23 protein-coding genes are annotated in these 23,247 nt (G+C 66.8%); 13 read left to right on the forward strand and 10 right to left on the reverse strand.

Going from position 1 to position 23,247, the window contains the following annotated elements:
* Complete coding sequence (locus tag IM760_RS16260; RefSeq protein WP_204431303.1) at nucleotides 1-1,263, reverse strand: 6-phosphofructokinase; 1,263 nt, start codon at nucleotides 1,261-1,263, stop codon at nucleotides 1-3.
* Between the two features lie 138 nt (nucleotides 1,264-1,401).
* On the opposite strand from IM760_RS16260, the gene IM760_RS16265 reads away from it, so the two are divergent.
* A complete protein-coding gene (locus tag IM760_RS16265) occupies nucleotides 1,402-1,923 on the forward strand; it encodes a hypothetical protein (RefSeq protein ID WP_204431304.1) in 522 nt (173 codons plus the stop codon).
* Between the two features lie 31 nt (nucleotides 1,924-1,954).
* Here the strand turns inward: IM760_RS16265 and IM760_RS16270 are convergent, their stop codons facing one another.
* On the reverse strand, nucleotides 1,955-2,881 hold the full coding sequence (locus IM760_RS16270) for a response regulator transcription factor (protein WP_204431305.1): 927 nt from the start codon (nucleotides 2,879-2,881) through the stop codon (nucleotides 1,955-1,957).
* Entirely contained in the window at nucleotides 2,878-6,228 is a 3,351-nt protein-coding gene (locus IM760_RS16275) for an ATP-binding protein (protein ID WP_204431306.1), read from the reverse strand. Before IM760_RS16275 ends, IM760_RS16270 begins: the two co-directional genes overlap by 4 nt.
* Nucleotides 6,229-6,466: 238 nt before the next feature.
* On the opposite strand from IM760_RS16275, the gene urtA reads away from it, so the two are divergent.
* The 9 genes from urtA to IM760_RS16320 all read left to right on the forward strand — a co-directional run bounded on the left by urtA (nucleotide 6,467) and on the right by IM760_RS16320 (nucleotide 15,300).
* Nucleotides 6,467-7,723 carry an urea ABC transporter substrate-binding protein gene (urtA, locus tag IM760_RS16280; protein ID WP_204431307.1) on the forward strand — a complete coding sequence of 419 codons (1,257 nt, stop codon included), beginning with the start codon at nucleotides 6,467-6,469 and terminating at the stop codon, nucleotides 7,721-7,723.
* A gap of 66 nt (nucleotides 7,724-7,789) precedes the next feature.
* On the forward strand, nucleotides 7,790-8,716 hold the full coding sequence (urtB, locus tag IM760_RS16285) for an urea ABC transporter permease subunit UrtB (RefSeq protein WP_204431308.1): 927 nt from the start codon (nucleotides 7,790-7,792) through the stop codon (nucleotides 8,714-8,716).
* 9 nt (nucleotides 8,717-8,725) lie between these two features.
* The gene (gene urtC / locus IM760_RS16290; RefSeq protein ID WP_204431309.1) at nucleotides 8,726-9,901 is read left to right on the forward strand and encodes an urea ABC transporter permease subunit UrtC; all 1,176 of its coding nucleotides are present in this window, start codon (nucleotides 8,726-8,728) and stop codon (nucleotides 9,899-9,901) included.
* Nucleotides 9,901-10,644, forward strand: a complete 744-nt coding sequence (urtD, locus tag IM760_RS16295) for an urea ABC transporter ATP-binding protein UrtD (protein ID WP_204431310.1) — start codon at nucleotides 9,901-9,903, stop codon at nucleotides 10,642-10,644. The genes urtC and urtD overlap by 1 nt, the downstream gene beginning before the upstream one ends.
* A 17-nt stretch (nucleotides 10,645-10,661) precedes the next feature.
* The gene (gene urtE, locus IM760_RS16300) at nucleotides 10,662-11,351 is read left to right on the forward strand and encodes an urea ABC transporter ATP-binding subunit UrtE (protein ID WP_204431311.1); all 690 of its coding nucleotides are present in this window, start codon (nucleotides 10,662-10,664) and stop codon (nucleotides 11,349-11,351) included.
* Between the two features lie 36 nt (nucleotides 11,352-11,387).
* Nucleotides 11,388-12,428, forward strand: coding sequence for an aliphatic amidase (locus tag IM760_RS16305; RefSeq protein ID WP_204431312.1), 1,041 nt, complete (start codon nucleotides 11,388-11,390; stop codon nucleotides 12,426-12,428).
* A 14-nt stretch (nucleotides 12,429-12,442) separates the two neighbouring features.
* Nucleotides 12,443-13,480, forward strand: a complete 1,038-nt coding sequence (locus IM760_RS19040) for an AAA family ATPase (protein ID WP_204431313.1) — start codon at nucleotides 12,443-12,445, stop codon at nucleotides 13,478-13,480.
* A gap of 243 nt (nucleotides 13,481-13,723) precedes the next feature.
* Entirely contained in the window at nucleotides 13,724-14,953 is a 1,230-nt protein-coding gene (gene fmdA / locus IM760_RS16315) for a formamidase (RefSeq protein ID WP_204431314.1), read from the forward strand.
* Nucleotides 14,954-14,967: 14 nt separating this feature from the next.
* Nucleotides 14,968-15,300 carry an FmdB family zinc ribbon protein gene (locus IM760_RS16320; RefSeq protein ID WP_204431315.1) on the forward strand — a complete coding sequence of 111 codons (333 nt, stop codon included), beginning with the start codon at nucleotides 14,968-14,970 and terminating at the stop codon, nucleotides 15,298-15,300.
* Between the two features lie 100 nt (nucleotides 15,301-15,400).
* Here IM760_RS16320 and IM760_RS16325 read toward each other — a convergent pair whose 3' ends face one another.
* Complete coding sequence (locus IM760_RS16325; RefSeq protein WP_204431316.1) at nucleotides 15,401-15,859, reverse strand: MaoC family dehydratase; 459 nt, start codon at nucleotides 15,857-15,859, stop codon at nucleotides 15,401-15,403.
* Between the two features lie 71 nt (nucleotides 15,860-15,930).
* Between IM760_RS16325 and mpl the strand changes: the two genes are divergently transcribed.
* Nucleotides 15,931-17,289: a UDP-N-acetylmuramate:L-alanyl-gamma-D-glutamyl-meso-diaminopimelate ligase gene (gene mpl, locus IM760_RS16330; protein ID WP_204431317.1), complete on the forward strand. Its 1,359-nt coding sequence runs from the start codon at nucleotides 15,931-15,933 to the stop codon at nucleotides 17,287-17,289.
* A 41-nt stretch (nucleotides 17,290-17,330) separates the two neighbouring features.
* Here mpl and IM760_RS16335 read toward each other — a convergent pair whose 3' ends face one another.
* The 6 genes from IM760_RS16335 to IM760_RS16360 all read right to left on the reverse strand — a co-directional run bounded on the left by IM760_RS16335 (nucleotide 17,331) and on the right by IM760_RS16360 (nucleotide 21,428).
* A complete protein-coding gene (locus IM760_RS16335) occupies nucleotides 17,331-18,125 on the reverse strand; it encodes a TonB family protein (RefSeq protein ID WP_204431318.1) in 795 nt (264 codons plus the stop codon).
* Nucleotides 18,122-18,592 (reverse strand): ExbD/TolR family protein, encoded by a 471-nt coding sequence (locus tag IM760_RS16340; protein WP_204431319.1) that lies wholly within the window; start codon nucleotides 18,590-18,592, stop codon nucleotides 18,122-18,124. The genes IM760_RS16335 and IM760_RS16340 overlap by 4 nt, the downstream gene beginning before the upstream one ends.
* Complete coding sequence (locus tag IM760_RS16345) at nucleotides 18,589-18,969, reverse strand: ExbD/TolR family protein (RefSeq protein WP_204431320.1); 381 nt, start codon at nucleotides 18,967-18,969, stop codon at nucleotides 18,589-18,591. Before IM760_RS16345 ends, IM760_RS16340 begins: the two co-directional genes overlap by 4 nt.
* 4 nt (nucleotides 18,970-18,973) lie before the next feature.
* The gene (locus tag IM760_RS16350) at nucleotides 18,974-19,663 is read right to left on the reverse strand and encodes a MotA/TolQ/ExbB proton channel family protein (protein WP_204431321.1); all 690 of its coding nucleotides are present in this window, start codon (nucleotides 19,661-19,663) and stop codon (nucleotides 18,974-18,976) included.
* Nucleotides 19,664-19,865: 202 nt separating this feature from the next.
* Nucleotides 19,866-20,291, reverse strand: coding sequence for a copper resistance protein NlpE (locus tag IM760_RS16355; RefSeq protein ID WP_204431322.1), 426 nt, complete (start codon nucleotides 20,289-20,291; stop codon nucleotides 19,866-19,868).
* Nucleotides 20,292-20,756: 465 nt separating this feature from the next.
* Complete coding sequence (locus IM760_RS16360; protein ID WP_204431323.1) at nucleotides 20,757-21,428, reverse strand: glutathione S-transferase; 672 nt, start codon at nucleotides 21,426-21,428, stop codon at nucleotides 20,757-20,759.
* A gap of 169 nt (nucleotides 21,429-21,597) precedes the next feature.
* On the opposite strand from IM760_RS16360, the gene IM760_RS16365 reads away from it, so the two are divergent.
* Nucleotides 21,598-22,161 (forward strand): sigma-70 family RNA polymerase sigma factor, encoded by a 564-nt coding sequence (locus IM760_RS16365; protein ID WP_204431324.1) that lies wholly within the window; start codon nucleotides 21,598-21,600, stop codon nucleotides 22,159-22,161.
* Nucleotides 22,158-23,144 (forward strand): FecR domain-containing protein, encoded by a 987-nt coding sequence (locus IM760_RS19045; protein ID WP_204431325.1) that lies wholly within the window; start codon nucleotides 22,158-22,160, stop codon nucleotides 23,142-23,144. The genes IM760_RS16365 and IM760_RS19045 overlap by 4 nt, the downstream gene beginning before the upstream one ends.
* Nucleotides 23,145-23,247: the final 103 nt, after the last annotated feature.

Raw genomic sequence — 23,247 nt, forward strand, 5'->3', positions numbered from 1 at the left:
TTACACCTCGAAGACGTCGTTGAGCTTCTTCGCCACCGGGGTCAGCTTCAATTCCGCGAATTGCGGCAGGCCGTTCTTGTAGGGCGGGTAGGATTCGCCGCCGATCAGCGGCTCCAGGTAGGCGCGGCCGGCGGGGGTGATGCCGAAGCCGTCCTTGCTGATGAACTTGCGCGGCATCTTCTTCTCGACGTTGGCCACTTTCTTGAGCGGCGCCTCGCCGATGGTCCAGCCGTACTTCTTGGTTTTCTTGCGCTCGATGGTGGGCATCACCGCGTTCTTGCCGGCCACCGCGAATTCCACCGCCGCGCGGCCCACCGCGTAGGCCTGCTCCACATCGGTGGCGGAGGCGATATGGCGCGCCGCCCGTTGCAGGTAGTCGCTCACCGCCCAGTGGTATTTGTAGCCCAGCTCGTTCTTGACCATCTGCGCCAGCACCGGCGCCACGCCGCCCAGTTGCTTGTGGCCGAAGGCGTCGGTGGAGCCGGCGTCGGCCAGGAAGGTGCCGTCGGCGGTGCGCGCGCCCTCGGACACCACGATCACGCAGTAGCCCACCTTCTTGACCGTATCGTCCACCTTCTTGAGGAAGGCTTTCTGGTCGAAGGCGATTTCCGGAAACAGAATCACGTGGGGGGCGTCGTCGGGCTGGTCCTTGGCCAGGCCGGCGGCGGCGGCGATCCAGCCGGCGTGGCGGCCCATCACTTCCATCACGAACACCTTGGTGGAGGTGGCGCACATGCTGGCCACGTCCAGGGCCGCTTCCCGGCAGCTCACCGCGGTGTACTTGGCCACCGAGCCGAAGCCCGGGCTGACGTCGGTGATCGGCAGGTCGTTGTCCACGGTCTTGGGCACGTGGATGGCCTGCAGCGGGTAGCCCATGGTCTTGGACAGCTGGGAAATCTTCAGGCAGGTGTCGGCGGAGTCGCCGCCGCCGTTGTAGAAGAAGTAGCCGATGTCGTGGGCCTTGAACACCTCGATCAGGCGCTCGTACTCGCGCCGGGAGGTCTCCAGGTCCTTGAGCTTGTAGCGGCAGGAGCCGAAGGCGCCGCCGGGGGTGTGCTTGAGCGCGGCGATGGCGCTTTTGCTTTCCTTGGAGGTGTCGATCAGGTCCTCGGTGAGGGCGCCGATGATGCCGTTGCGGCCGGCGTACACCTTGCCGATGGTGGCCTTGTGCTCGCGGGCGGCTTCGATGACGCCGGCGGCGGAGGCGTTGATGACGGCGGTGACACCACCGGACTGGGCGTAGAAAGCGTTTTTGCGCGCCATGGGGGGCTCCTGCGGGGATTCAGGCGCGCATTCTAGCTCAGGGAGAAAACAGTTACATGCCCGCGCCGGCAAAAGTGGAGTCCCGCGCCGGCCTTTGAAACAATACGCCGCCGACGCCAGCCCTGGACGCCCGAGACCATGAACGCTCTGTTGAAACTCTATGCCGGCCTTTGCCTGTTCCGCCGTGGCCCCGAGGACATGCCCCCCATCCCGCCGCTGCTGGGCATACTGCTGGCATTCTGGATGGTGCTGCAGTTGCTGGCCGCCGGCCTGCAGACCGGCCTCACCCTGGCGCAGATGGTGGGCGCCCAGCTGATCGCCCTGGGGGTGGTGCTGGGTGCCAGCGCGGCGATCCTCACCTTCAAGGGCCTGCGCCAGCGCTGGCTGCAGACCGCCCTGGCGCTGGTGGGCGTGGACATTGCCCTGACCCTGGTGTCCTTGCCGCTGCTGCTGCTCGGCCACGCCGCCGGGGGCACCCCCGGGTTCGTCAACGGCCTCTATCTGCTGCTGATCAGCTGGCAGCTGGCGGTGCAGAGCTTCATCTTCCACCGCGCCTTCGCGGTGGGCCCGCTGCTCGGCCTGGCGCTGGCGTTCGGGTTGTTCATTCTCACGTTTCTGCTGATCGGGATGGCGATGCCGGAGGCGTTGCAGGCCGGTTGACGCCGGATCGCGGCGGGACCGCCGCGATCCCTCAGCCGCTGGTCAGGCAGCGCAGCGCCATGCCCGCCGCCGCCGTGCGGTTCTCCACCCCCAGCTTGCGAAACACCTGCTCCAGGTGCTTGTTCACGGTACGCGGACTCAGGTCCAGAATCTGGCCGATCTCCCGGTTGGTCTTGCCCTGGGCGATCCACAGCAGCACCTGGGCTTCCCGGCGGGTCAGGTGCAGCTGCCGGCGCAGCAGTTCGCTTTCTTCCTCGCCGTCCCGTTGCAGCAGCCGGAACAGGCACTCGCCGGCGGCGGTGTCGCCCAGGTAGCGCAGGCGCAGTTCGGCGCCGTCGCCGGGACCGGCCGGGTCCAGGTCCAGGGCGGATTGGTCGCCGGGGGCCGGTTGGTGGTCGAGCCAGCGGCGCACCCGTGTGGCCAGGGCGGCCAGCCGGGGTTCCCGGTCGGCGCCGTGCAGGGCCAGGCGCTCCTCGGCGCCGGGGGTGGCCCAGCGCCAGCGGCCGGCGCGGTCGGTGGCGAAGGCGGCCTGGCCGAGCCGGTCCAGGGCGGTGTGGGCGCCGCGGGTGATGCGCGCGTTGTTCAGGTGCACGCGGATGCGGGCGATCAGTTCGTCCGGGCGCACCGGCTTGGTCACGTAGTCCACGCCGCCGGCCTCCAGGCCGCGCACCACGTCCTCGGCGTCGGTGAGGCCGGTCATGAAGATCACCGGCACCGCCGCCAGTTCCGGATGACGCTTCAGGCGCCGGCAGGTCTCGAAGCCGTCCATGTTGGGCATCAGGGCATCCAGCAGCACCAGGTCGGGCACCATTTTCTCGGCGATGCCCAGGGCCTGTTCCCCTTCCAGGGCCACCAGGGCGGTGAGGCCGGCCCGGTCCAGGGCATGGTGGATCATGCCCAGGGAATCCGGGGAATCGTCCACCACTAGGATGACGTCCTTTCGCGCCGCTTGGTTCATGAGTGGGGCTCCAGTAAACGCATCAGGGCTTGGAAATCGAACCGCTCCAGGGCGGCCTTGAGGGCGCCGGCGTCGGTCTCCCCGAGCCGGCGCTGTTGTTCGGCGCGGGTCAGGGCGTCACGCAAGCCGGCCAGGTGACCGATTTCCGCCAGCGCCAGCAGTTCGTCGCGCAGGCTTTCGTCGAGCAGGGTGCGGGTGGGGATGCGGGCCGGCGGGGGCGGCGGGTCGTCCGGGTGGCGCCAGCTCAGGTTCAGGTGACGGGCCAGGCTGTCCAGCAGGCTGCTCAGTTTGAAGGGTTTCACCAGGTAATCGTCGTGCACGCCGTCGGCGCCCTGATGATCGTGATCGCGGGCGTTGGCGGACAGCATCACCAGCGGGCCCCGGTAGCCCTGGGCGCGCAGCCGGCGCGCGGTGCGCCAGCCGTCCAGGCCGGGCATGCTGATGTCCAGCAGCACCAGGTCCGGCGGGTTCTGCGCCGCCAGGGCCAGGCCGGTGGCGCCGTCCGGGGCTTCGCTCACCTGGAAGCCCAGTGGTGTCAGCAGGTCGCTGACCAGCCCGCGGTGGGAGGCGTCGTCGTCGATCACCAGCAGGCCGCGGGCGGCGCCGTGGTAACCCACCACCGGGCGCGGGTCGTCCGCCTCGGCGGGCTGGCCGGAGACGGCCACGCTGGAGAGCATCACCCACAGGCGGAACTCGCTGCCGCGCCCGGGGGCGCTGGTCACCTGCAGGTCGCCGCCCATGATGTCCACCAGCAGCTTGGTGATGGTCAGCCCCAGGCCGGTGCCGTGCACCGCCGGCACGCCCGGTTTCCGGACCCGCTCGAAGGGTCGGAAAATGCGCTGCAGGTCCTCCTCGGCGATGCCCACGCCGGTATCGCGGATGGTGAATTCGGCCACCTGGTTGCGGTAGCGCACGTGCAGGGTGACCCGCCCCTGGCGGGTGAATTTGATGGCGTTGGAGAGCAGATTGATCAGGATCTGGCGCAGCCGCTTTTCGTCGGTGGCGACCCAGTCCGGCAGCCGCCCCTGGCTCTGGAATTCAAACTCGATGCCTTTGTCCCGGGCCTGCAGCCGGAACATGGTCACCAGCTCGTCGATCAGCGAGCGCAGCCGCACCCGGTTGCGGTACAGCTCCAGGCGGCCGGCCTCGATCTTGGAAATCTCCAGCAGGCCCTCGATCAGATCCGACAGATGGCCGGTGCTGCGGCGGATGGCGGCCACCGCCTCGCGGCGGTTGGCGGGGATGTCCGGGTCGTGTTCCAGCAGCTGGGCGTAGCCGAAGGCGGCGTTGAGCGGCGAGCGCAGTTCGTGGCTGAGGCCGGTGAGGTAGCGGCTCTTGGCCTGGTTGGCGGCCTCCGCCAGCTCCTTGGCCTTCTGCAGCGCGCGGTCGGTTTTTTCGTGGGCCTTGATCTCGGCGGTGAGCATGCGGGTCTGCCGCTGGGACTCTTCCTGGGCCACCACCCGGCTCTCATGGGCCAGCACGAACAGCCAGGCCACCACGCCGCTGATGATCAGCAGAATGGCGAACACCTTGGCCAGGGTGGTGGCCATCAGCTGGCGCACCGCCTCGTTCTCCACCGGCACCTGGTAATAGACCAGGGCGAGCAGCCCGGCCATCACCAGCGACACCAGCGTCAGCAGGCCGAGAAAATGGCCCAGCCGCGAGCGCAGTTGCTGCAGCAGGCGCTCCGGCAGCACGCCGCCGAGCCAGTCGATCAGCTGCTCCTGGAAGCGGGCGTGGTGTTTGCAGGCGTCGTTGCAGCGCGCGTCCAGGGAGCAGCACAGCGAGCAGATCGGGCCGTTGTAGGCCGGGCAGAACGCCATGTCCTCCTCGTCGAAGCGGTGCTCGCAGATGCAGCAGGGCTGGCCGCGCACCGCGGTGGCCGGCTCCGGACGGCGGGCGATGTAGTAGCGGCCGCCGGTGAGCAGGGCGATCAGCGGCGCGGTGACGAAGGCGGTGAGCAGCGCCAGGAACGACGCCAGGGCGCTGGTGGTGTCGCCCCACAGGCCGGCCCGGGCCAGCAGCCCCACGGCGGTGGCCAGCAGCATGGCGCCGAACCCCACCGGGTTGAGGTCATAGAGGTAGGCGCGCTTGAACTCGATGTGTTTGGGGCTCAGCCCCAGGGGTTTGTTGATTACCAGGTCCGCCACCAGGGCGCCCATCCAGGCCACCGCCACCAGCGCGTAGCTGCCGAGAATCGATTCGAACGCCCGGTAGATGCCGATCTCCATCAGCACCAGGGCGATCACCACATTGAACACCAGCCACACCACCCGGCCCGGGTGGCTGTGGGTAAGCCGGGAGAAAAAGTTCGACCAGGCGATCGAGCCGGCGTAGGCGTTGGTGACATTGATCTTGAGCTGGGACAGCACCACGAAGATGCCGGCCAGGGCCAGCAGGGTGGCCGGGTGGGCGGTGATGTGGCTGAACGCCACCAGGTACATGTACATGGGCTCCTGGGCCTGGCTTTGCGGCAGACCATGGGAGAACGCCAGCACCGCCAGGAAGGAGCCGAACAGCGCCTTGAGCGCCCCCATCACCACCCAGCCCGGTCCGCCGGCCAGCATCGCCAGCCACCAGCGCCGCCGGCGCCCCGGGGCGGGTTCCGGCATGAAACGCAGAAAATCCACCTGCTCGCCGATCTGCGCCACCAGCGAGAACAGCACCGTGGCGGCGGCGCCGAACATCAGCGGATTGAAGCCGTCGGCGCCGGCGTCCAGGCCCGGGAAGCCGGCCCAGCGTTCCAGGGACGCCGGGTCCTGGAACAGGATGAACACGAACGGCGCCAGCTGCAGCAGCAGCCACAGCGGCTGGGTCCACACCTGGAACCGGCTGATGTAGGTGATGCCGTGGGTCACCAGGGGGATCGCCACCAGGGAACTGACCACATAGCCCAGGCTCAGCGGCAGGCCGAACATCACCTCCAGGGCCAGCGCCATGATCGCCGCTTCCAGGGCGAAGAAGATAAAGGTGAAGGAGGCGTAGATCAGCGAGGTCAGGGTCGAGCCCAGATAGCCGAAGCCGGCGCCCCGGGTGAGCAGGTCGATGTCGACCCCGTCGCGGGCGGCGTAATAGCTCACCGGCAGGCCAAGCAGAAACAGCACCGTCATCACCGCGGCGATCGCCCAGACGGCGTTGGTGAAGCCGTAGTTGAGGGTGGCGGCGCCGCCGATGGCCTCCAGCGCCAGAAACGAAATCGCCCCCAGGGCGGTGGCCGCCACCCGGCCGGCGGACCAGCGCCGCGCCGCCTTGCCGGTAAAGCGCAGCGCGAAGTCTTCCAGGGTCTGGTTGGCGACCCATTGGTTGTAATTGCGCCGCACCCGGAAGATGCGCTGCTGAATGGCCATGGATTCCGTTGTCCGCAAAAGCGCTCTCAGGGAACGCGAAGCACGAATCGTGCCTGAATCATTATGGGCGGGCCCCCCGACCCGTGTACGCGAGCTTAGAGCGGCCGCCGGGGCCCCGGAATGCGTCAAATGACGTAGGCCCATGACGTATTCGGCGAATGGGCGCGCCGGGGGCGGCTTTCCATACTCGTTGGCGATCACACATGCAGCTCATTCATACGCTGACGAGGGGAACACCATGAAACAACGGAACCATCGCACACCGGGGCGGGCGCGCCGCCTGCTGGCGGGGCTGGCCGCGCTGCCGGCGCTGGTCGCACTGGCGTCGCCGGCGTTCGCCGCCGGGCCGCCCACCGCCGAGGTCAACACCACCGACCTGGCGGTCACCGACGACACCGTCAAGGTCGGCATTCTGCATTCCATCACCGGCACCATGGCGATCAGCGAGATCGGTTCGGTGCAGGCGGAAAAGCTGGCCATCAAACAGATCAACGAAAGCGGCGGCGTGCTGGGGCGCCAGATCGAATTCGTGCAGGAAGACGGCGCCAGCGACTGGCCCACCTTTGCCGAGAAAACCCGCAAGCTGCTGCGCCAGGACAAGGTGGCGGCGATCTTCGGCTGCTGGACCTCCGCCTCCCGCAAGGCGGTGCTGCCGGTGATGGAACAGTTCAACGGCATGCTCTATTACCCCACCTTCTATGAAGGTCTGGAGCAGTCGCCCAACGTGATCTACACCGGCCAGGAAGCCACTCAGCAGATCCTCGCCGGCATCGACTGGGCGGTGAAGGAGAAGGGCGCCAAGACCTTCTACCTGCTCGGCTCCGACTACATCTGGCCGCGTACCTCCAACAAGATCGCCCGCAAGCACATCGAGAAGAAAGGGCTGAAAGTGGTGGGCGAGGAGTACTACCCGCTTGGCCACACCCAGTTCAACTCGGTGATCAACAAGATCAAGCTGCGCAAGCCGGACGTGATCTTCGCCTCCGTGGTGGGCGGTTCCAACGTGGCGTTCTACAAGCAGATGAAGGCCGCCGGCGTGGACTTCACCGACGAGAGCCCGCTGCTGCTCACCATTTCCGTCACCGAGGATGAAATCCGCGGCATCGGCGGCGAGAACGTGAACGGCATCTACGCCTCCATGAAGTACTTCCAGAGCCTGGACAACGCCAACAACAAGGAATTCGTGGCCGCCTTCAAGGACGCCTACGGCGACGACATGGTGATCGGCGACGTGACTCAGGCCGCCTATCTGGGCCCCTGGTTGTGGAAGATGGCGGTGGAAAAAGCCGGCTCCTTCGACATCGACAAGATCCGCGAAGCGTCACCGGGTATCGAGTTCAAGAAAGCCCCGGAAGGCTACGTGCGCATCCACGAAAACCACCACCTGTGGTCGAAGACCCGCATCGGCCGGGCGCAATCCAACGGTCAGTACGAAGTGGTCTACGAGACCAAGGAATTGATGGAGCCCGACCCGTTCCCCGAGGGCTATCAGTAACCGTCCGTACCCGGCGCCCGCCTGATGGGGCGCCGGGCTTTTTCCCGTCCGCAGGGGAGTCTTGCCATGTTCGCTGATTATTCTTCCACGGAATTGCTGTCCATCTTCGCCATGCAGGGCTTCGCCGGTCTGTCCCTGTTTTCCGTGTTCGTGCTGATGGCCATGGGGCTGGCCATCATTTTCGGGCAGATGGGGGTGATCAATATGGCCCACGGGGAGTTCATGATCCTCGGCGCCTACACCACCTATCTCACCTCCCAGTTTTTCCAGACTTACATGCCCGGCTTTTTCGCCGGCTACTTCTTTGTCGCCATGGTGCTGGCGTTCCTGATTTCCGGTGCCCTGGGGGCGTTCGTGGAGTGGGCCATGGTGCGCCATCTTTACCGACGACCGCTGGACACCCTGCTGGCCACCTGGGGGCTCAGCCTGATCATGCAGCAGGCCTACCGCAGCATTTTCGGCGCCCGGGAAGTGGGCGTGAACCTGCCCGACTGGATGATGGGCGCCTTCCAGGTCACCGATCTGGTGGAGCTGCCGGTGAACGGGCTGTTCGTGATGATCATCGCCCTGTCCATCGCCCTGGCCGTGTACCTGCTCATGTTCCGCTCCGGCTGGGGCCGCAAGGTGCGCGCCGTGGTACAGAACCGGCCCATGGCCGAGGCGGTGGGCATCAACACCGCCGGCGTCGACCGCGCCACTTTCGCGCTGGGCTGCGGCATCGCCGGGGTGGCCGGCAGCGCCTTCACCATGATCGGCTCCACCGGGCCGTCGTCCGGCCAGGCCTACATCGTCGACACCTTCCTGGTGGTGGTGTTCGGCGGCGCCCAGAGCCTGATCGGCACCATCGTGTCCGCGTTCAGCATTTCCCAGGCCCAGTCCACCATGGAGTTCTTCCTGAGCGGATCCATGGCCAAGGTGCTGACGCTGCTGACCGTGGTGATCATTCTGATGTTGCGTCCCGAAGGGCTGATGGCCCTCAAGATCCGTCGCTAGGAGTCCGCCGTGAAATCCTCCTCTCCGCTTAGTTGGCTGAAGTCCCGGGAAGGGCTCTACTATCTGGCGCTGGCCCTGCTGCTGGTGGTGATCCTGCCGCTGGCCCTGGACCCGTTCCGTCTCAACATGGTGGGCAAATACCTCACCTATGCCTTCGTCGCCATCGGTCTGGTGATGTGCTGGGGCAAGGCCGGCATTCTCAGCCTCGGCCAGGGCGTGTTCTTCGGTCTGGGCGGCTACTGCATGGCCATGTTCCTGAAGCTGGAAGCGTCCACCCCGGAGGCCACCGCCCACCAGTCCACGCCGGGTATTCCCGACTTCATGGACTGGAACCAGGTGACCGCGCTGCCCTGGTTCTGGGAACCCTTCCACAGCTTCTCGTTCACCCTGATCGCGGTGCTGCTGGTGCCCGGCCTGCTGGCCTTCATTATCGGCGTGGCCATGTTCAAGCGCCGGGTCAGCGGCGTGTACTTCGCCATCATCACCCAGGCCATCGCCTCGATCCTGACCATTCTGATCATCGGGCAGCAGGGTTACACCGGGGGCGTCAACGGCATCACCGATCTGCAGACGCTGATGGGCTGGAGCATCCGCACCGACGCCGCCAAGACCACCCTGTACTTCGTCGGCGTGGGCACCCTGTTCGTGTGCCTGTTCGTGGCGCGCTGGGTGCAGAACAGCAAGTTCGGCCGCATCCTGGTGGCCATGCGTGACCAGGAAAACCGGGTGCGCTTCTCCGGCTACGACGTGGCCGCGTTCAAGATCTTCATCTTCTGTCTGGCGGCCATGTTCGCCGGCGTCGGCGGCGCCCTGTTCACCCTGCAGGTGGGCTTCATGTCGCCGTCGTTCGTGGGCATCGTGCCGTCCATCGAGATGGTGGTGTTCTGCGCCCTGGGTGGCCGCTATTCGCTGCTCGGCGGGGTCTACGGCGCGCTGCTGGTGAACGCCGCCAAGAGCGGTTTCTCCGAATCCTTCCCGGAGCTGTGGCCCTATGCCATGGGCGCCCTGTTCATCGGCGTGGTGCTGGCGTTTCCCAACGGGCTGGCCGGTCTGTACCGCCGCTATGTGATGCCGCTGGAAGACCGCCTGTTCAGCCGCAAGCCCGCCGCCAGGCCGGCCAGGCCGGAACCGGCGCGCCGCGAGGACAAGACGCTGCCCGATCACCTGAGTGTGGAGAAACCCTGATGAACAAAGACGATTTCCTGCTCGCGGTGGAAGGGCTGACCGTGTCCTTCGACGGCTTCAAGGCGGTGGACGACCTGTCCTTCTATCTGGAGCCCCAGGAGATCCGCGTGATCATCGGCCCCAATGGCGCTGGCAAGACCACCGTGCTGGACCTGATCTGCGGCAAGACCCGCGCCACCGCCGGCTCGATCCGCTTTCGCGGCAAGGAGCTGACGAAAATGAAGGAGCACCAGATCGTGCACGCCGGGGTGGGGCGTAAGTTTCAGAACCCGTCGGTGTTCGAGGACCTGACCGTGTTCGAGAACCTGGAGGTGTCCTATCCGATGGGGCACACGGTAATGGGCTCGCTGGCGTTCAAGCGCGACGCCGCGGTGATCGAGGCGGTGGAAAGCGTGGCGCGCACCATCTTTCTGCACGACCTGCTGGCGGAGCCGGCGGGCCTGCTCAGCCACGGCCAGAAGCAGTGGCTGGAGATCGGCATGCTGCTGATCCAGAAGCCGGCCCTGCTGATGCTGGACGAGCCGGTGGCCGGCATGTCGGTGGCGGAGCGCAAGAAAACCGCCGAGCTGCTGCGGGTGATTACCCGCGACCACACCGTGCTGGTGATCGAGCACGACATGCAGTTCGTCGGCGATATCGCCGACCGGGTGACGGTGATGCACCAGGGCAAGGTGCTGTCCGAGGGCTCCATCGACCACGTCAAGAACGACCCCAGGGTCATCGAAGTTTATCTGGGCCACTGAGGCCCCGGGAGGAGCGCATGCTTACCGTCGACCATCATTCCGTTGCCTACGGGCAAAGCACCATCATCCGCGATCTCAACCTGGGCATCGGCGAAAACGAGATCGTCGCCGTGGTGGGCCGCAACGGCATGGGCAAGACCACGCTGATGAAATCGCTGATCGGCATGACCCCCACCCGGGCCGGCCGGGTCACCCTCAACGACACCGATCTCACCCCCCTGAAGAGCCATCAACGGGTGCGCGCCGGCCTGGGCTTCGTGCCCCAGGGGCGGATGATCTTCCCGACCCTGACGGTGCGCGAAAACATCGAGACCGGCCTGGCGGCGGTGGGCGAGAAGAAAGTGCCGGCGGATCTCTACGAGCTGTTTCCGGTGCTCGAGGAAATGCAGCACCGGCGCGGCGGCAACCTGTCCGGCGGCCAGCAACAGCAACTGGCCATCGCCCGGGCGCTGGCCACCCGGCCCAAGGTGCTGCTGCTGGACGAGCCCACCGAGGGCATCCAGCCGTCCATCATCCAGGACATGGCGCGCACCCTGAAGCGCATCCGCGATCAGCGCGGCCTGTCCATCGTGGTGTCCGAGCAGGTGCTGAGCTTCGTGATGGACATCGCCGACCGCATCCTGGTGATCGAGAAAGGCGACATCGTCCACGAGGAAGCGGGCGAGGGCGCCGACCAGGACAAGATCGCGGGCTACCTGTCCGTTTAATCCTTCTTTCAAGCGAACCGCCGAGGAGCGAATCCCATGCGACACGGAGACATTTCCAGCAGCCCGGACACGGTGGGCGTGGCCGTGGTCAACTACAAGATGCCGCGCCTGCACAGCCGCGCCGAGGTGCTCGACAACGCTCGCGCCATCGCCGACATGATCCAGGGCATGAAGCAGGGCCTGCCGGGCATGGACCTGGTGATCTTTCCCGAATACAGCACCATGGGCATCATGTACGACCCGGACGAAATGATGGACACCGCCGCCACCGTGCCCGGCGATGAAACCGCCATCTTTGCCGCCGCCTGCCGCGAGGCCGATACCTGGGGCGTGTTCTCGCTCACCGGCGAGCGTCACGAAGAGCATCCGGAAAAAGCGCCCTACAACACCCTGGTGCTGATCAACAACCACGGCGAGGTGGTGCAGAAATACCGCAAGTGCATTCCCTGGTGCCCCATCGAAGGTTGGTACCCCGGCGACACCACCTACGTCACCGAAGGCCCCAAGGGCATGAAGATCAGCCTGATCATCTGTGACGACGGCAACTACCCGGAAATCTGGCGGGACTGCGCCATGAAGGGCGCGGAACTGATCGTGCGCTGCCAGGGCTATATGTACCCGGCCAAGGACCAGCAGGTGATGATGGCCAAGAGCATGGCCTGGGCCAACAACTGCTACGTGGCGGTGGCCAACGCTACCGGCTTCGACGGCGTTTACTCGTACTTCGGCCACTCGGCGATCATCGGCTTCGACGGCCGCACCCTGGGCGAATGCGGCGAGGAGGAAATGGGCATTCAATACGCCCAGCTTTCCGTCAGCCAGATCCGCGACGCCCGCGCCAACGACCAGTCCCAGAACCATCTGTTCAAGCTGTTGCACCGCGGCTACTCCGGCGTGCACGCCTCCGGCGACGGCGACAAGGGCATCGCCGACTGCCCCTTCGAGTTCTACCGCACCTGGGTGATGGACGCGCAGAAAGCGCAACAGAACGTGGAAGCCATCACCCGCACCACGGTGGGCGTGGCCGACTGCCCGGTGGGCGAGCTGCCGGTGGAGGGCAAGGAAAAAACCGCCTGAGGTTTTCCAACACCATGCCGTTTATCAACGACCGGCTGGCGGACAACCAGGAACAACGGGACCGCCAGCGCCACGCCAACGCGCCGCCCAGGGCCAGCCGCTTTGTGTTCGAACCGGAGCGGGTCATGGCGCTGCTGCGCGCCCGGCTGGTGGGCCAGGAGCCGGTGCTGGCCGCCCTGGAAGACACCCTGCAGGTGCTCAAGGCGGACCTGGCGGACCCGCACCGCCCCCTGGCCGTGCACCTGTTCGTGGGCCCCACCGGGGTCGGTAAAACGGAAACCGCCCGCCTGCTCGCCGAGGCCATTCACGGCCGCCCCGATGCGCTCTGCCGCATCGACATGAACACCCTGGCCCAGGAGCACTACGCCGCCGCCCTCACCGGCGCGCCGCCGGGCTACGTGGGCAGCAAGGAAGGCCACACCCTGTTCGACGTGGACGCCATCCAGGGCAGCTTCAGCAAACCCGGCATCGTGCTCTTCGACGAACTGGAAAAAGCCGACACCACCGTGCTCCGCACCCTGCTCAACGTCCTGGAGCGGGGCCACCTGCCGCTGTCCGGCGGCACCCGCAGCCTGGACTTCCGCAACAACCTTATTCTCATGACCAGCAACACCGGCGCCGCCGACGCCGCCGCCCGCCGGCGCCGCCGGGACCAGGGCTGGCGCCGCTGGCTCGGCGCCTCACCGAAACGCGAACAACGCCGCCTGGACCAGGCCCTGCGCGCCCGCTTCGACCCGGAATTCCTCAACCGCATCGACGCCATCCACCACTTCCAGCCCCTCGGCGAGGACCGCCTCGACGCGCTCCTCGACATCGAACTCCATAAACTCCACCAACGCCTGGCCCGCCGCGACCTCACCCTCACCCTGGACAACACCGCCCGCGCCTGGCTCCGCCAACACCACGACCCCCACTACGGCGCCCGCCACCTCGCCCGCCGCCTGCGCACCCACCTCCACCCACCCCTCGCCCGCGCCCTCCTCAACCACCCCGACCGCACCCACTTCCACGCCACCCTCCACCAAGACCACCTCCACATCACCCCCGAATAACCCCGGCCCCCGCAAAGCCCCCGCGCGACGCTCCAAAAGAGCGAGCTACAGCCACCTGCCAACGCCACCATTCACCGACGGAGCCGCCCACGACGCTCCAAAGGAGCAAGCCCACCGCAACGAATAACGCCCCACGGCACAATACGTCATCCAACGTACCTCCCTCGGCCCTTTCACCAATGCCCCCCACCGTCCATGCTCCTTAATCTAACAACCAAAACAGGCTTGCCAACCGGAGGCACCATGGCTGACACCATCATCAAGATCGACCTGAAAAAATCCCCCTACGACAACGAAGGCGTCCACAACCGCTGGCACCCCGACATCCCCATGGCGGCCATGGTCAAACCCGGCGACGACTTCATCCTCGAATGCCACGACTGGACCGGTGGCCAGATTCACAACGACGACAACGCCGAGGACGTGCGCGACGTGGACCTCACCCAGGTGCACTTCCTCACCGGCCCGGTGGGCGTGGAAGGGGCGGAGCCCGGCGACCTGCTGGTGGTCGATATCCTCGACATCGGCACCTTCGAAGAAAGCCAATGGGGCTTCAACGGCTTCTTCTCCAAACAGAACGGCGGCGGCTTTCTCACCGAACATTTCCCGGAAGCCCAGAAAACCATCTGGGACTTCAACGGCATGTTCACCAAGTCCCGCCACATCCCCGGCGTGGAATTCGCCGGCCTGATCCACCCGGGCCTGATCGGCTGCCTGCCCTCCAAGGAAATGCTCAAGGAATGGAACGACCGGGAAAAAGCCCTCTACGACACCGACCCGGACCGGGTCCCCGGCCTGGTCAACCTGCCCTACGCGGACACCGCCCACATGGGCAAACTCAAGGGTAGTGAAAAGGACGCCGCCGCCGCCGAGGGCGCGCGCACGGTGCCGCCCCGGGAGCACGGCGGCAACTGCGACATCAAGGATCTGTCCCGCGGCTCCCAGGTGTATTTCCCGGTGTACGTGAAAGACGCCGGCCTGTCCGTGGGCGACCTGCACTTCAGCCAGGGCGATGGCGAGATCACCTTCTGTGGCGCCATCGAAATGGCCGGCTGGATCCATCTGCGGGTGAACCTGATCAAGGGCGGCATGGAGAAGTACGCCATCAAGAACCCGATCTTCAAACCCAGCCCCATGGCGCCCAAGTACGACGACTACCTGATCTTCGAAGGCATCTCCGTGGACGAGCAGGGCAAGCAGCATTATCTGGACGTGCACATCGCCTACCGCCAGGCCTGCCTCAACGCCATCGAGTACCTGAAGAAATTCGGCTACACCGGCGCCCAGGCCTACTCGCTGCTCGGCTGTGCCCCGGTGCAGGGTCACATCAGTGGCGTGGTGGACGTGCCCAACGCCTGCGCCACCCTGTGGCTGCCCACGGACATCTTCGACTTCGACCTCAAGCCGGGCGTGGACGGACCGCAGCACAGCGTGGCGGGCAGCACCGACGTGCCGCTGGCGAAGGACAAATAGGGGAGGGCGCGAACATGCCGCTGTACGACTACAAGTGCGCCGAGCACGGCCTGTTTCATCAACTGGTGGAGGTGGCGGACGCGGGGGAAGCCCGCGCCTGCCCCACCTGCGACACCCTGTGCGCCCGGGTGATTCTGGTGGCGCCCACGGTACTGGACATGGCCCCGGACCGGCGCGCCGCCTTCGCGCGCAACGAACGGGCCGCCCACGAACCGCGCCGGGGCAACCTGCACTCGGAAAAGGAACAGGGCTGCTGCCACCACGCCAAAGCCAAACCGAAGGTGTTCTATACCGCCGACGGCAAGAAGATGTTCCCCTCGGCGCGGCCCTGGATGATCAGTCACTAACCAGTTAAAAGTTGAAAGTTAAAACGCGGGCACGGCCTGTCGGTTCGGCAAGGCCCTGCCCGCGCCTTTCAACTTTTAACTTGTCACTTTCAACGCGCTTTTAAAACAACACCATCCCCAGACTTTCCGCGATGCACGCCGGTTTCTCGCTGCCCTCCAGTTCGATGGTGATCTCGTTGCAGAGCAGGTAGCGGCCTTCGCCTTTCTGTTGCACGGATTTCATCACGAAGCGGCCGCGTACGCGGGCGTCGGCGGGGACCGGGGCCAGGAAGCGGCAGCTGTTGAGGCCGTAATTGATGCCGGCTTTGACGCCTTCGATGGTGTAGATCTGATCCTTGAACATGGGAATCAGCGACAGGGTCAGGTGACCGTGGGCGATGGTGCCGCCGAACGGCGACTCCCGTTTGGCCCGTTCCCGGTCCACGTGGATCCACTGGAAGTCCCCGGTGGCCTCGGCGAACTGATCGATGCGCGCCTGGCTCACCGTCATCCACTCGGTGACGCCCAGTTCCTTGCCCACCCAGGCGTTCAGTTCCTCGGGGCTGGTTATTGTCAGCATGGTCTCTCCTCGAACGATTCAAACAAGCAGCCGATGTTGTATCCTGCCTGCAGCTGATTTTCGAGGTTTTCATGCACATCCATATTCTCGGTATCTGCGGCACCTTCATGGGCTCGCTGGCGTTGCTGGCGCGGGCCAGGGGCCATCGGGTCACCGGCTCGGACCAGAACGTCTATCCGCCGATGAGCGACCAGCTGGCCGCCGCCGGTATCGAACTGATCGAAGGCTACGACCCGGCCCAGCTGGATCCGGCGCCGGATCTGGTGGTGGTGGGCAACGCGCTGAGCCGGGGCAACCCGGCGGTGGAATACCTGCTCGACCAGGGGCTGCCGTACACGTCCGGCGCGCAGATGCTCGCCGAGATCGTGCTGCCCGGGCGCTGGGTGCTGGCGGTGGCCGGCACCCATGGCAAGACCACCACCAGTTCCATGCTGGCCTGGATTCTGGAGCACGCGGGGCTGGCGCCGGGCTATCTGATCGGCGGCGTGCCCGGCAACTTCGGGGTGTCCGCCCGGCTCGGCGAGACGCCGTTCTTCGTGGTGGAAGCGGACGAATACGACACCGCCTTTTTCGATAAGCGCAGCAAGTTCGTCCACTACCGGCCGCGCACCGCCATCCTCAATAATCTGGAATTCGACCACGCGGATATCTTCGCCGATCTGGGCGCCATTCAGACCCAGTTTCACCATCTGATCCGCACCATCCCGTCCCAGGGGCGCATTATCCTGCCGGCCGGCGAGGCGGCCCTGGAAGCGACCCTGGAGAAGGGCTGCTGGAGCGAGGTGGAGCGCTTCGCCGAGGGCGGCGCGCCGGGCTACCGGCTGGAGCGCGCCGACGGCGGCGCCTTCACCGTGCTCGATGGCGACCGCGAAGCGGGCCGGGTGGAGTGGGACCTGACCGGCCGCCACAACGTCAACAACGCCATGGCGGCGCTGCTGGCCGCCCGCCATGTGGGCGTGACCCTGGCGGACGGTGCCGCCGCCCTGTGCGAATTCCAGGGCGTGAAGCGGCGTATGGAACTGCGCGGGGAGGTCGCCGGCGTGCGCGTCTACGACGACTTCGCCCACCACCCCACGGCCATCGCCACCACCCTGGAGGGGCTGCGCCGCAAGGTCGGCAAGGAGCGGGTGCTGGCGGTGATCGAACCCCGTTCCAACACCATGCGTCTGGGCCGGCACCGGGATGCCCTGGCGGCCAGCACCGCCGACGCGGACCGGGTGATCTGGTATCAGCCGCCGGGGCTGGACTGGTCCCTGGACCCGGTGGTGGCGGACTCGCCGGTGCCGGCCTCGGTGTCGCGGGATCTGGAGGAACTGGTGGCCACGGTGGCCGCCGAATCCGGCCCGCTGCACGTGGTGGTGATGAGCAACGGTGGCTTCGGCGGCGTGCACGAGAAGCTGCTGACGGCGTTGCGGGCCAGCCACCGCTGAGGCGCTGATCGCGGTCGAACGACCGCGATCAGCCTTGTGGTCTACAGAGTGTAATGAATCGGCACGGTCACCGAGATCGGCTGGCCGGCCAGTTCCGGTGGCGGCTCGGGGAAGCGCAGCCGGCGCACCAGCTCCAGGGACTGCTGATCGAGAATGCGGCTGTCCGAGCTGTTTTTCAGGGTCACGTCCAGCGCCCGGCCATCGCCGTTGAGCTGGAAGCTCACCTCCACCACGCCCTGCTGCCGGCGCATGCGCGCCCGCGCCGGGTATTCCTTGTTGTATTCGATGGTGTCACGCACCTTGGCCAGGTAACGGTTGAGGAGGTTGTCGTGGTCGCCGCTGCGGTGCACGCCCTTGCCCGGGTCGCCGGCGCGGCCCTTCTGGCCCTGGGGCTGCTGCTGCCCGGAGGCGGTGCGGGTTTGCTCGTCCACCTGGTCCGCCGGCGCCGCCGGTTGCGGGGTGGGGGCCGGCTCCGGCTGGGGCTCCGGTTGCGGCTCGGGCTCCGGCACCGGTTCCGGTTTCGGCTCCGGCTTGGGCTTCGGTTTGGGTTTCGGCTTGGGCTCGGGCTTCGGTTCCGGCTTGGGCTTGGGCTTCGGTTTGGGTTCCGGTTTCGGCTCGGGTTTGGGTTCCGGCTTGGGCTCCGGGGCCGGCTGCGGCGCGGTGCTGACGGTGTCGCGGGTGGGTTTCTCGGCCAGGCTCAGGGTTACCGCCCGCTCCACGCCGGGCTTGGCCGGACGGCCGCCGGCCAGGGTCAGGCTCTCGATGCCCACCAGAAAGGCGCCATGGGCCAGCAGGGCCAGGGTCCAGGCAAGAATCAGGCGCGGTTTACGACTCACGGGGCGCTCTCACTCCGGGTGACCAGACGGACTTCCTCGACGCCGGCATCGCGCAGCAGGTCGAGACTTTGGCGCAGGGTTTTCAGGGGCGTGCCGGCGTCGGCCAGCAACCGCACCGGGTCCTGCTGCTCGGCGGCTTCGGCTTGCTGACGAATCAGGGCTTCCTCGGCGCGTTTGCGGTCGCCTTCCGCCTGATAGTCGCGCACCAGTTCGGCGACCTGATCGGCGTCCACCGGCTGGCCGTCGTGTAGCAGGCGGCCGTCGGTGTCCAGCACCAGCAGCAGCTGTTCCAGGTCTTCCTCGGTGCCGGCGCTGGCGCTGTCCGGGGCGGTGGCGTCGCCTTCCGGGCGCGGCGCCAGCTGGCCGGCCACCATGAAGAAAATCAGCAGCAGGAACACCACATTGATCAGCGGCAGCACCGGCTCCAAAGGCGGGCGGCGGCCGCTGTCCGGCGATTCCAGATTCATGGCATCAACTCCAGCTGCACATCCTTGACGCCGGCGGCGCGCACCGCGTCCAGGGTGGCCAGGGCGGCCTGCAACGGAGCGTCCGGCTCGCCGGTGATCAATACCGTGCGGCCGCTGTCCAGGTGGTCGGCCAGCTCATCGACGGCGTAGCGGTGTTCGCCGATCGCCACCCGGCCGTCCGCTTCCACGGTCAGGGTCAGCCAGTCCCGATCCTGCCGGTCGGCGCTTTCCTCGGCGGGCAGCACGTTCACCGGCAGGTCCTTCCAGTCGCCGAAACGGCTGGCGAGCATGAAGAACACCAGCAGGATGAACACCACATCGATCAGGGGCGTCAGGCTGATGCTCGGTGAACGGTGACGTTCCGGTTCCAGATGCATGGTGTCAGCCGGCCACCGCCTGGCGGCGAGGCGCTTCGTCGGCGGCCTGGGGGCGGGCCGCCGGCGCGCTGTCCGCGGCGCCGCGGATCTGCACCTTCAGGCGGGCCAGACGGTCCTGCAGCTTTTCCCGGCAAAGCTCGATGGTGCGGTCCGCCCAATGGAAGGCGGCGAGGGCGGGAATCGCCACGGTGAGACCGGCGGCGGTGGTGATCAGGGCTTCCCAGATGCCACCGGACAGAATCGACGGGTCCACCTGGGAGCCGGCGGATTCCAGCGCCTGGAAGGCGCCGATCATGCCGAATACGGTACCCAGCAGGCCCACCAGCGGCGCCAGGGCGCTAATCACTTCCAGGGCCCGCAGGCCGCCGCGCATTTCTTCCAGGGCCTCGCGCCCCCGGCGCAGGCTGTCTTCTTCCCAACTGGCCGGAGTCATGCCCCGGTTTTGCCAGGCGGTCAGGATCACCCGGTCGATGGGGGCATTGCCCGGGGTGTCTTCTTCCGGGGCGCGGCCGCGTTCCAGGCTGTCCAGCAGGGCGTCCGCCTTCTTGCTGGAGACCGGGCGCAGGCGCGCGAATTGCAGAATCTTGGCGATCAGGGTGGCGAGGCCCACCACTGACATTAGAGCGAGTACCCACATGGCCGCGCCGCCGGCGACGAACCAATCGGGAAGTTGAAATTGCAGGAAAGAGGTCATGTCCGGACTCCTGTTGACGGGCGGCCGTCGCCATCGGGGATGGTCGTAACAGGACGGTGCCGCCAGAGTGCCGGGAGTCTAGCACTTGCAACACTGAATGCAAGTCATTCCTATTTGCACCCAAGCAGGGCAGGAAGGGGAGGAAAAGCAGGCCCGAAAGCGGCCGGTGACCGCTTTCGGGGCAGGACGGGTCCGGGAGGCGTTACTGCTGCATCAGGGTGTAGTTGAACTCGGAATCGATGCGCTGGCCCTCGGCGTTCAGCAGCTCCACCGCGTTGGTGGCGTTCTGCAGAAACCGCATCTGCTCGTCCGGCTGATCCGGGTTCAACACGAACACCGGGTAGTCGCGACCGTCCATGTCGGTGTGCTGCACCGCCCAGTTGCCTTTGTCGCTGTCGCGGTCCTTCTCGCGGCCCTTGCCCAGATAGGTCTGGTCGAGCTCATAGCGGGAAGCCTTGCCGTCCTGATCGCGGTACAGAGTGAGCGTGGTCTTGATACCGGCGCAGTCGGCACAGGGCAGCACGCCCTGATAAACGGTGCTGCTGGCTTTCGGATCCATGGGCTGGCTCTGGCAGGCGGCCAGGGCCAGGGTACCGGCAAGACCAAGGGTATAGAGTGCTTTCTTCATGGAGTGTCTCCCTGACAACGAATCAGTGTGTCCGATGTTGGACAGTCATCAGTATAGACAACACCCCGTGACGTGGTTCACGGCTTTAACAGAGTTTAACCGGCGTCAAGCGGCCGTCACGAGCCCCGGCGGCGGGCCAGATAACGTTGCACGCCCTCGGAAATCAGGAACCCCAGGGCCAGAGCGATCAAGAAGTAGAGTAGGATCATAGTTCCCCGCATCGGTCGAAAAGCCGACTTCATCCCATCCGAATAGTGGACTCACAGCAGATTAGGCCGGTAAATCGCCTTAAAACAGTGAGTTACTGTTTGTGCTTTGTAATTATTCAGAACCGGGGCGCCCGACCTGGAATCGAGCATAAACGGGGGCGGGGGTGGCGTCAGAAATGGCTGGTCAGTTTTTGATCTGTGTCACAAATTGCATTGGCCGGTGACGTTCCGCGGACGCCCCCGGCCGGGGCGGGCGTCAGCCGCCCAGCAATTGCAGCGGGCCGCCCCGCTCGATGGCGCGCTGGTAGGCGGGCAGCGCCTCCACCCGTTGAATGAAATCGCGGATGCGCGGCAGGTTGTCCAGATTGGCGCGGCTGGCGGCGGCCTGCAGCGGGAAGCTCATCTGCACGTCCGCGGCGCTCATTTGGTCGCCGGCGAACCAGGTGTGGCGGGACAGGTGGTCCTCCACCAGCTCCAGCTGGTCCTGGATGCGCGGCTGCAGGAACTGGCTGTTCATCTTGCCGCTGATCTTGCGGGCGATGGGCTTGGCGAAGAACGGCATGGGCGCGTGGGCCACCCGGCCGAACACCAGCTTCATCACCATCAGCGGCATCAGCGACCCTTCGGCGAAATGCATCCAATAGACGTAATCCAGCCATTGCGGCGTATCGGTGGCCGGTTTCAGGCGGCCGTCGCCGTAGCGCTCCACCAGGTATTCGATGATGGCGCCGGACTCGGCCATCACCACGGCGCCGTCGCTGATCACCGGTGCCTTGCCGAGCCGGTGCACCCGCCGCAGGCTCTCCGGCGCCAGGCTGGTGTTCGGGTCCCGCTTGTAATGTTCGATCTCGTAGGGCAGCTCCAATTCCTCGAGCAGCCAGAGGATGCGCTGCGAGCGCGAGTGTTCCAGATGGTGAACGATGATCATGGTGGCTCCCGGCCGCGATGAATGAGAAAACCCCGCGAGCATAGCACCCCAACGGGTATCGGCCACATCACCGAAAGCGACCGGCGATTGACCGGGGCCGCCGGGGAATAGAGAATGAGAACAATTCACATTCAGGGCGTTTGCCCCGCTTGCCGTTGGAATCCCGTTCATGGACACCTCCGAGTCCATCGCTGATCTGTACACCGACCACCACGGCTGGCTGCAGCGTTTGCTGCGGCGCCGCCTGGGCTGCTCGGAGACCGCCGCCGATCTGGCCCAGGACGCCTTTCTGCGACTGCTGGCGCGGCCGCGCCGGTTCGACAGCCCCGCCGGTGCCCGCGCCTACCTGAGCCGCATGGCCCGGGGGATGTGCGTGGACCTGTGGCGGCGCCGGGAGATCGAGCAGGCGTGGCTGGCGGCCCTGGCGGAACAGCCGGAGCCGCTGGCGCCCTCCGCCGAGGACCGGGTACTGGTGCTGGAGACCCTGTGCCAGGTGGACGCCATGCTGCGGCGGCTGCCGGAGAAGGTGGCGCGCGCCTTTCTGATGGCCCAGCTGCACGGCCGGAGCTACAAGGCCATCGGCGCGGCGCTGCGGGTGTCCGAGCGCACGGTGAAGAAATACATGGCCCGGGCCATGCTGGAATGCGCCCTGCTGGAAGTCCGTCTGCAGCGGGAAGAGGACGGCCACGCCGCACCGCTTCCGGCGCCGGTGGATTCCGGAGCCGGCCGGTGAGCGGCGGCGAGGGCGCGGGCCCGGACCATCGAAGCCTGGAGCAGGCGGCGCAATGGTTCGCCCTGCTCGGCGACGACGCCGTCTCCGAGGCCCAGCGGCGGGCCTGGCGCCACTGGCTGAGCGCCAGCCCCGATCACCGCCGGGCCTGGGAGTACGTGGAGGCGGTGGGACGCCGCTTCGCGCGGCTGCGCGACGATGACGCGGCGCTCAGCGACGGCACCCTGCAACGGGTGCGCCAGCAGCGGCTGTTGCGCCGGCGGGCGCTCAAGGGGCTGGCGGCGTTGGCGGGCACCGGCCTGCTGGCCGGCGCCGGCTGGCGCTACACGCCACTGCCGTCCCTGGCCCGGGCCTGGCGGGCCGACTACCGCACCCCGGTGGGCCAGCGCCGCGCCCTGACCCTGGAGGACGGCACCCGCCTCTGGCTGAACACCGACAGCGCCGTGAACCTGGATTACGACCGCCACCACCGCCGGCTCACCCTGGTACGCGGGCAGGTGCTGGTGGACACCGGCCGGGACCCCCGGCCCCTGGATCTGATCACCGGCGATGGCGAATTGCGCCCCCTGGGGACCCGCTTCGACGTGCGCCAGGAGGACCGGGGCTCGCGGTTGGCGGTGTACCAGGGCGCGGTGCGGGTGCGCACCGCCCACGGCGGTGAGGAGCGGCGGATTCCCGCCGGCCGCCGGGTGCGCTTCGACCGCGAGCGGATCGGCCCGGTGGGCCCCGCCGACCCGTCCGCCGAGGCCTGGACCCACGGACTGCTGGTGGCCGAGGAGCGCCCTCTGGGCGAGCTGGTGGAGGAGCTGGCCCGCTACCGCCACGGCCACCTGGGGGTGGCGCCGGACGTGGCCCACCTGCCGGTGATGGGCACCTATCCCCTGGACGACACCGACCGGGCCCTGGCCATGCTGGAACGGGCCCTGCCAATCCGGGTCCGCCGGGTGCTGCCCTGGTGGGTCACCCTGGAACCCGCGGCGCCCTGACCCCTCCCCACCACCACGACGGTGTGTATCCTCGAGCGCGTCCGGGCGACGCCCTTCCGGGACCCTTGAGAACAGGACGTTCGAAAGGGAGCCTACATGGACG

This window comes from Alloalcanivorax marinus (assembly GCF_016906305.1).
Taxonomy (GTDB): Bacteria; Pseudomonadota; Gammaproteobacteria; order Pseudomonadales; family Alcanivoracaceae; genus Alloalcanivorax; species Alloalcanivorax marinus.

What these genes read in the sequence shown, in the direction of transcription:
- IM760_RS16260 (WP_204431303.1), bottom strand. Translation starts at nt 1,263, where the DNA reads ATGGCGCGCAAAAACGCTTTCTACGCCCAGTCCGGTGGTGTCACCGCC.
- IM760_RS16265 (WP_204431304.1), top strand. Translation starts at nt 1,402, where the DNA reads ATGAACGCTCTGTTGAAACTCTATGCCGGCCTTTGCCTGTTCCGCCGT.
- IM760_RS16270 (WP_204431305.1), bottom strand. Translation starts at nt 2,881, where the DNA reads ATGAACCAAGCGGCGCGAAAGGACGTCATCCTAGTGGTGGACGATTCC.
- IM760_RS16275 (WP_204431306.1), bottom strand. Translation starts at nt 6,228, where the DNA reads ATGGCCATTCAGCAGCGCATCTTCCGGGTGCGGCGCAATTACAACCAA.
- urtA (WP_204431307.1), top strand. Translation starts at nt 6,467, where the DNA reads ATGAAACAACGGAACCATCGCACACCGGGGCGGGCGCGCCGCCTGCTG.
- urtB (WP_204431308.1), top strand. Translation starts at nt 7,790, where the DNA reads ATGTTCGCTGATTATTCTTCCACGGAATTGCTGTCCATCTTCGCCATG.
- urtD (WP_204431310.1), top strand. Translation starts at nt 9,901, where the DNA reads ATGAACAAAGACGATTTCCTGCTCGCGGTGGAAGGGCTGACCGTGTCC.
- urtE (WP_204431311.1), top strand. Translation starts at nt 10,662, where the DNA reads ATGCTTACCGTCGACCATCATTCCGTTGCCTACGGGCAAAGCACCATC.
- IM760_RS16305 (WP_204431312.1), top strand. Translation starts at nt 11,388, where the DNA reads ATGCGACACGGAGACATTTCCAGCAGCCCGGACACGGTGGGCGTGGCC.
- IM760_RS19040 (WP_204431313.1), top strand. Translation starts at nt 12,443, where the DNA reads ATGCCGTTTATCAACGACCGGCTGGCGGACAACCAGGAACAACGGGAC.
- fmdA (WP_204431314.1), top strand. Translation starts at nt 13,724, where the DNA reads ATGGCTGACACCATCATCAAGATCGACCTGAAAAAATCCCCCTACGAC.
- IM760_RS16320 (WP_204431315.1), top strand. Translation starts at nt 14,968, where the DNA reads ATGCCGCTGTACGACTACAAGTGCGCCGAGCACGGCCTGTTTCATCAA.
- IM760_RS16325 (WP_204431316.1), bottom strand. Translation starts at nt 15,859, where the DNA reads ATGCTGACAATAACCAGCCCCGAGGAACTGAACGCCTGGGTGGGCAAG.
- mpl (WP_204431317.1), top strand. Translation starts at nt 15,931, where the DNA reads ATGCACATCCATATTCTCGGTATCTGCGGCACCTTCATGGGCTCGCTG.
- IM760_RS16340 (WP_204431319.1), bottom strand. Translation starts at nt 18,592, where the DNA reads ATGAATCTGGAATCGCCGGACAGCGGCCGCCGCCCGCCTTTGGAGCCG.
- IM760_RS16345 (WP_204431320.1), bottom strand. Translation starts at nt 18,969, where the DNA reads ATGCATCTGGAACCGGAACGTCACCGTTCACCGAGCATCAGCCTGACG.
- IM760_RS16350 (WP_204431321.1), bottom strand. Translation starts at nt 19,663, where the DNA reads ATGACCTCTTTCCTGCAATTTCAACTTCCCGATTGGTTCGTCGCCGGC.
- IM760_RS16355 (WP_204431322.1), bottom strand. Translation starts at nt 20,291, where the DNA reads ATGAAGAAAGCACTCTATACCCTTGGTCTTGCCGGTACCCTGGCCCTG.
- IM760_RS16360 (WP_204431323.1), bottom strand. Translation starts at nt 21,428, where the DNA reads ATGATCATCGTTCACCATCTGGAACACTCGCGCTCGCAGCGCATCCTC.
- IM760_RS16365 (WP_204431324.1), top strand. Translation starts at nt 21,598, where the DNA reads ATGGACACCTCCGAGTCCATCGCTGATCTGTACACCGACCACCACGGC.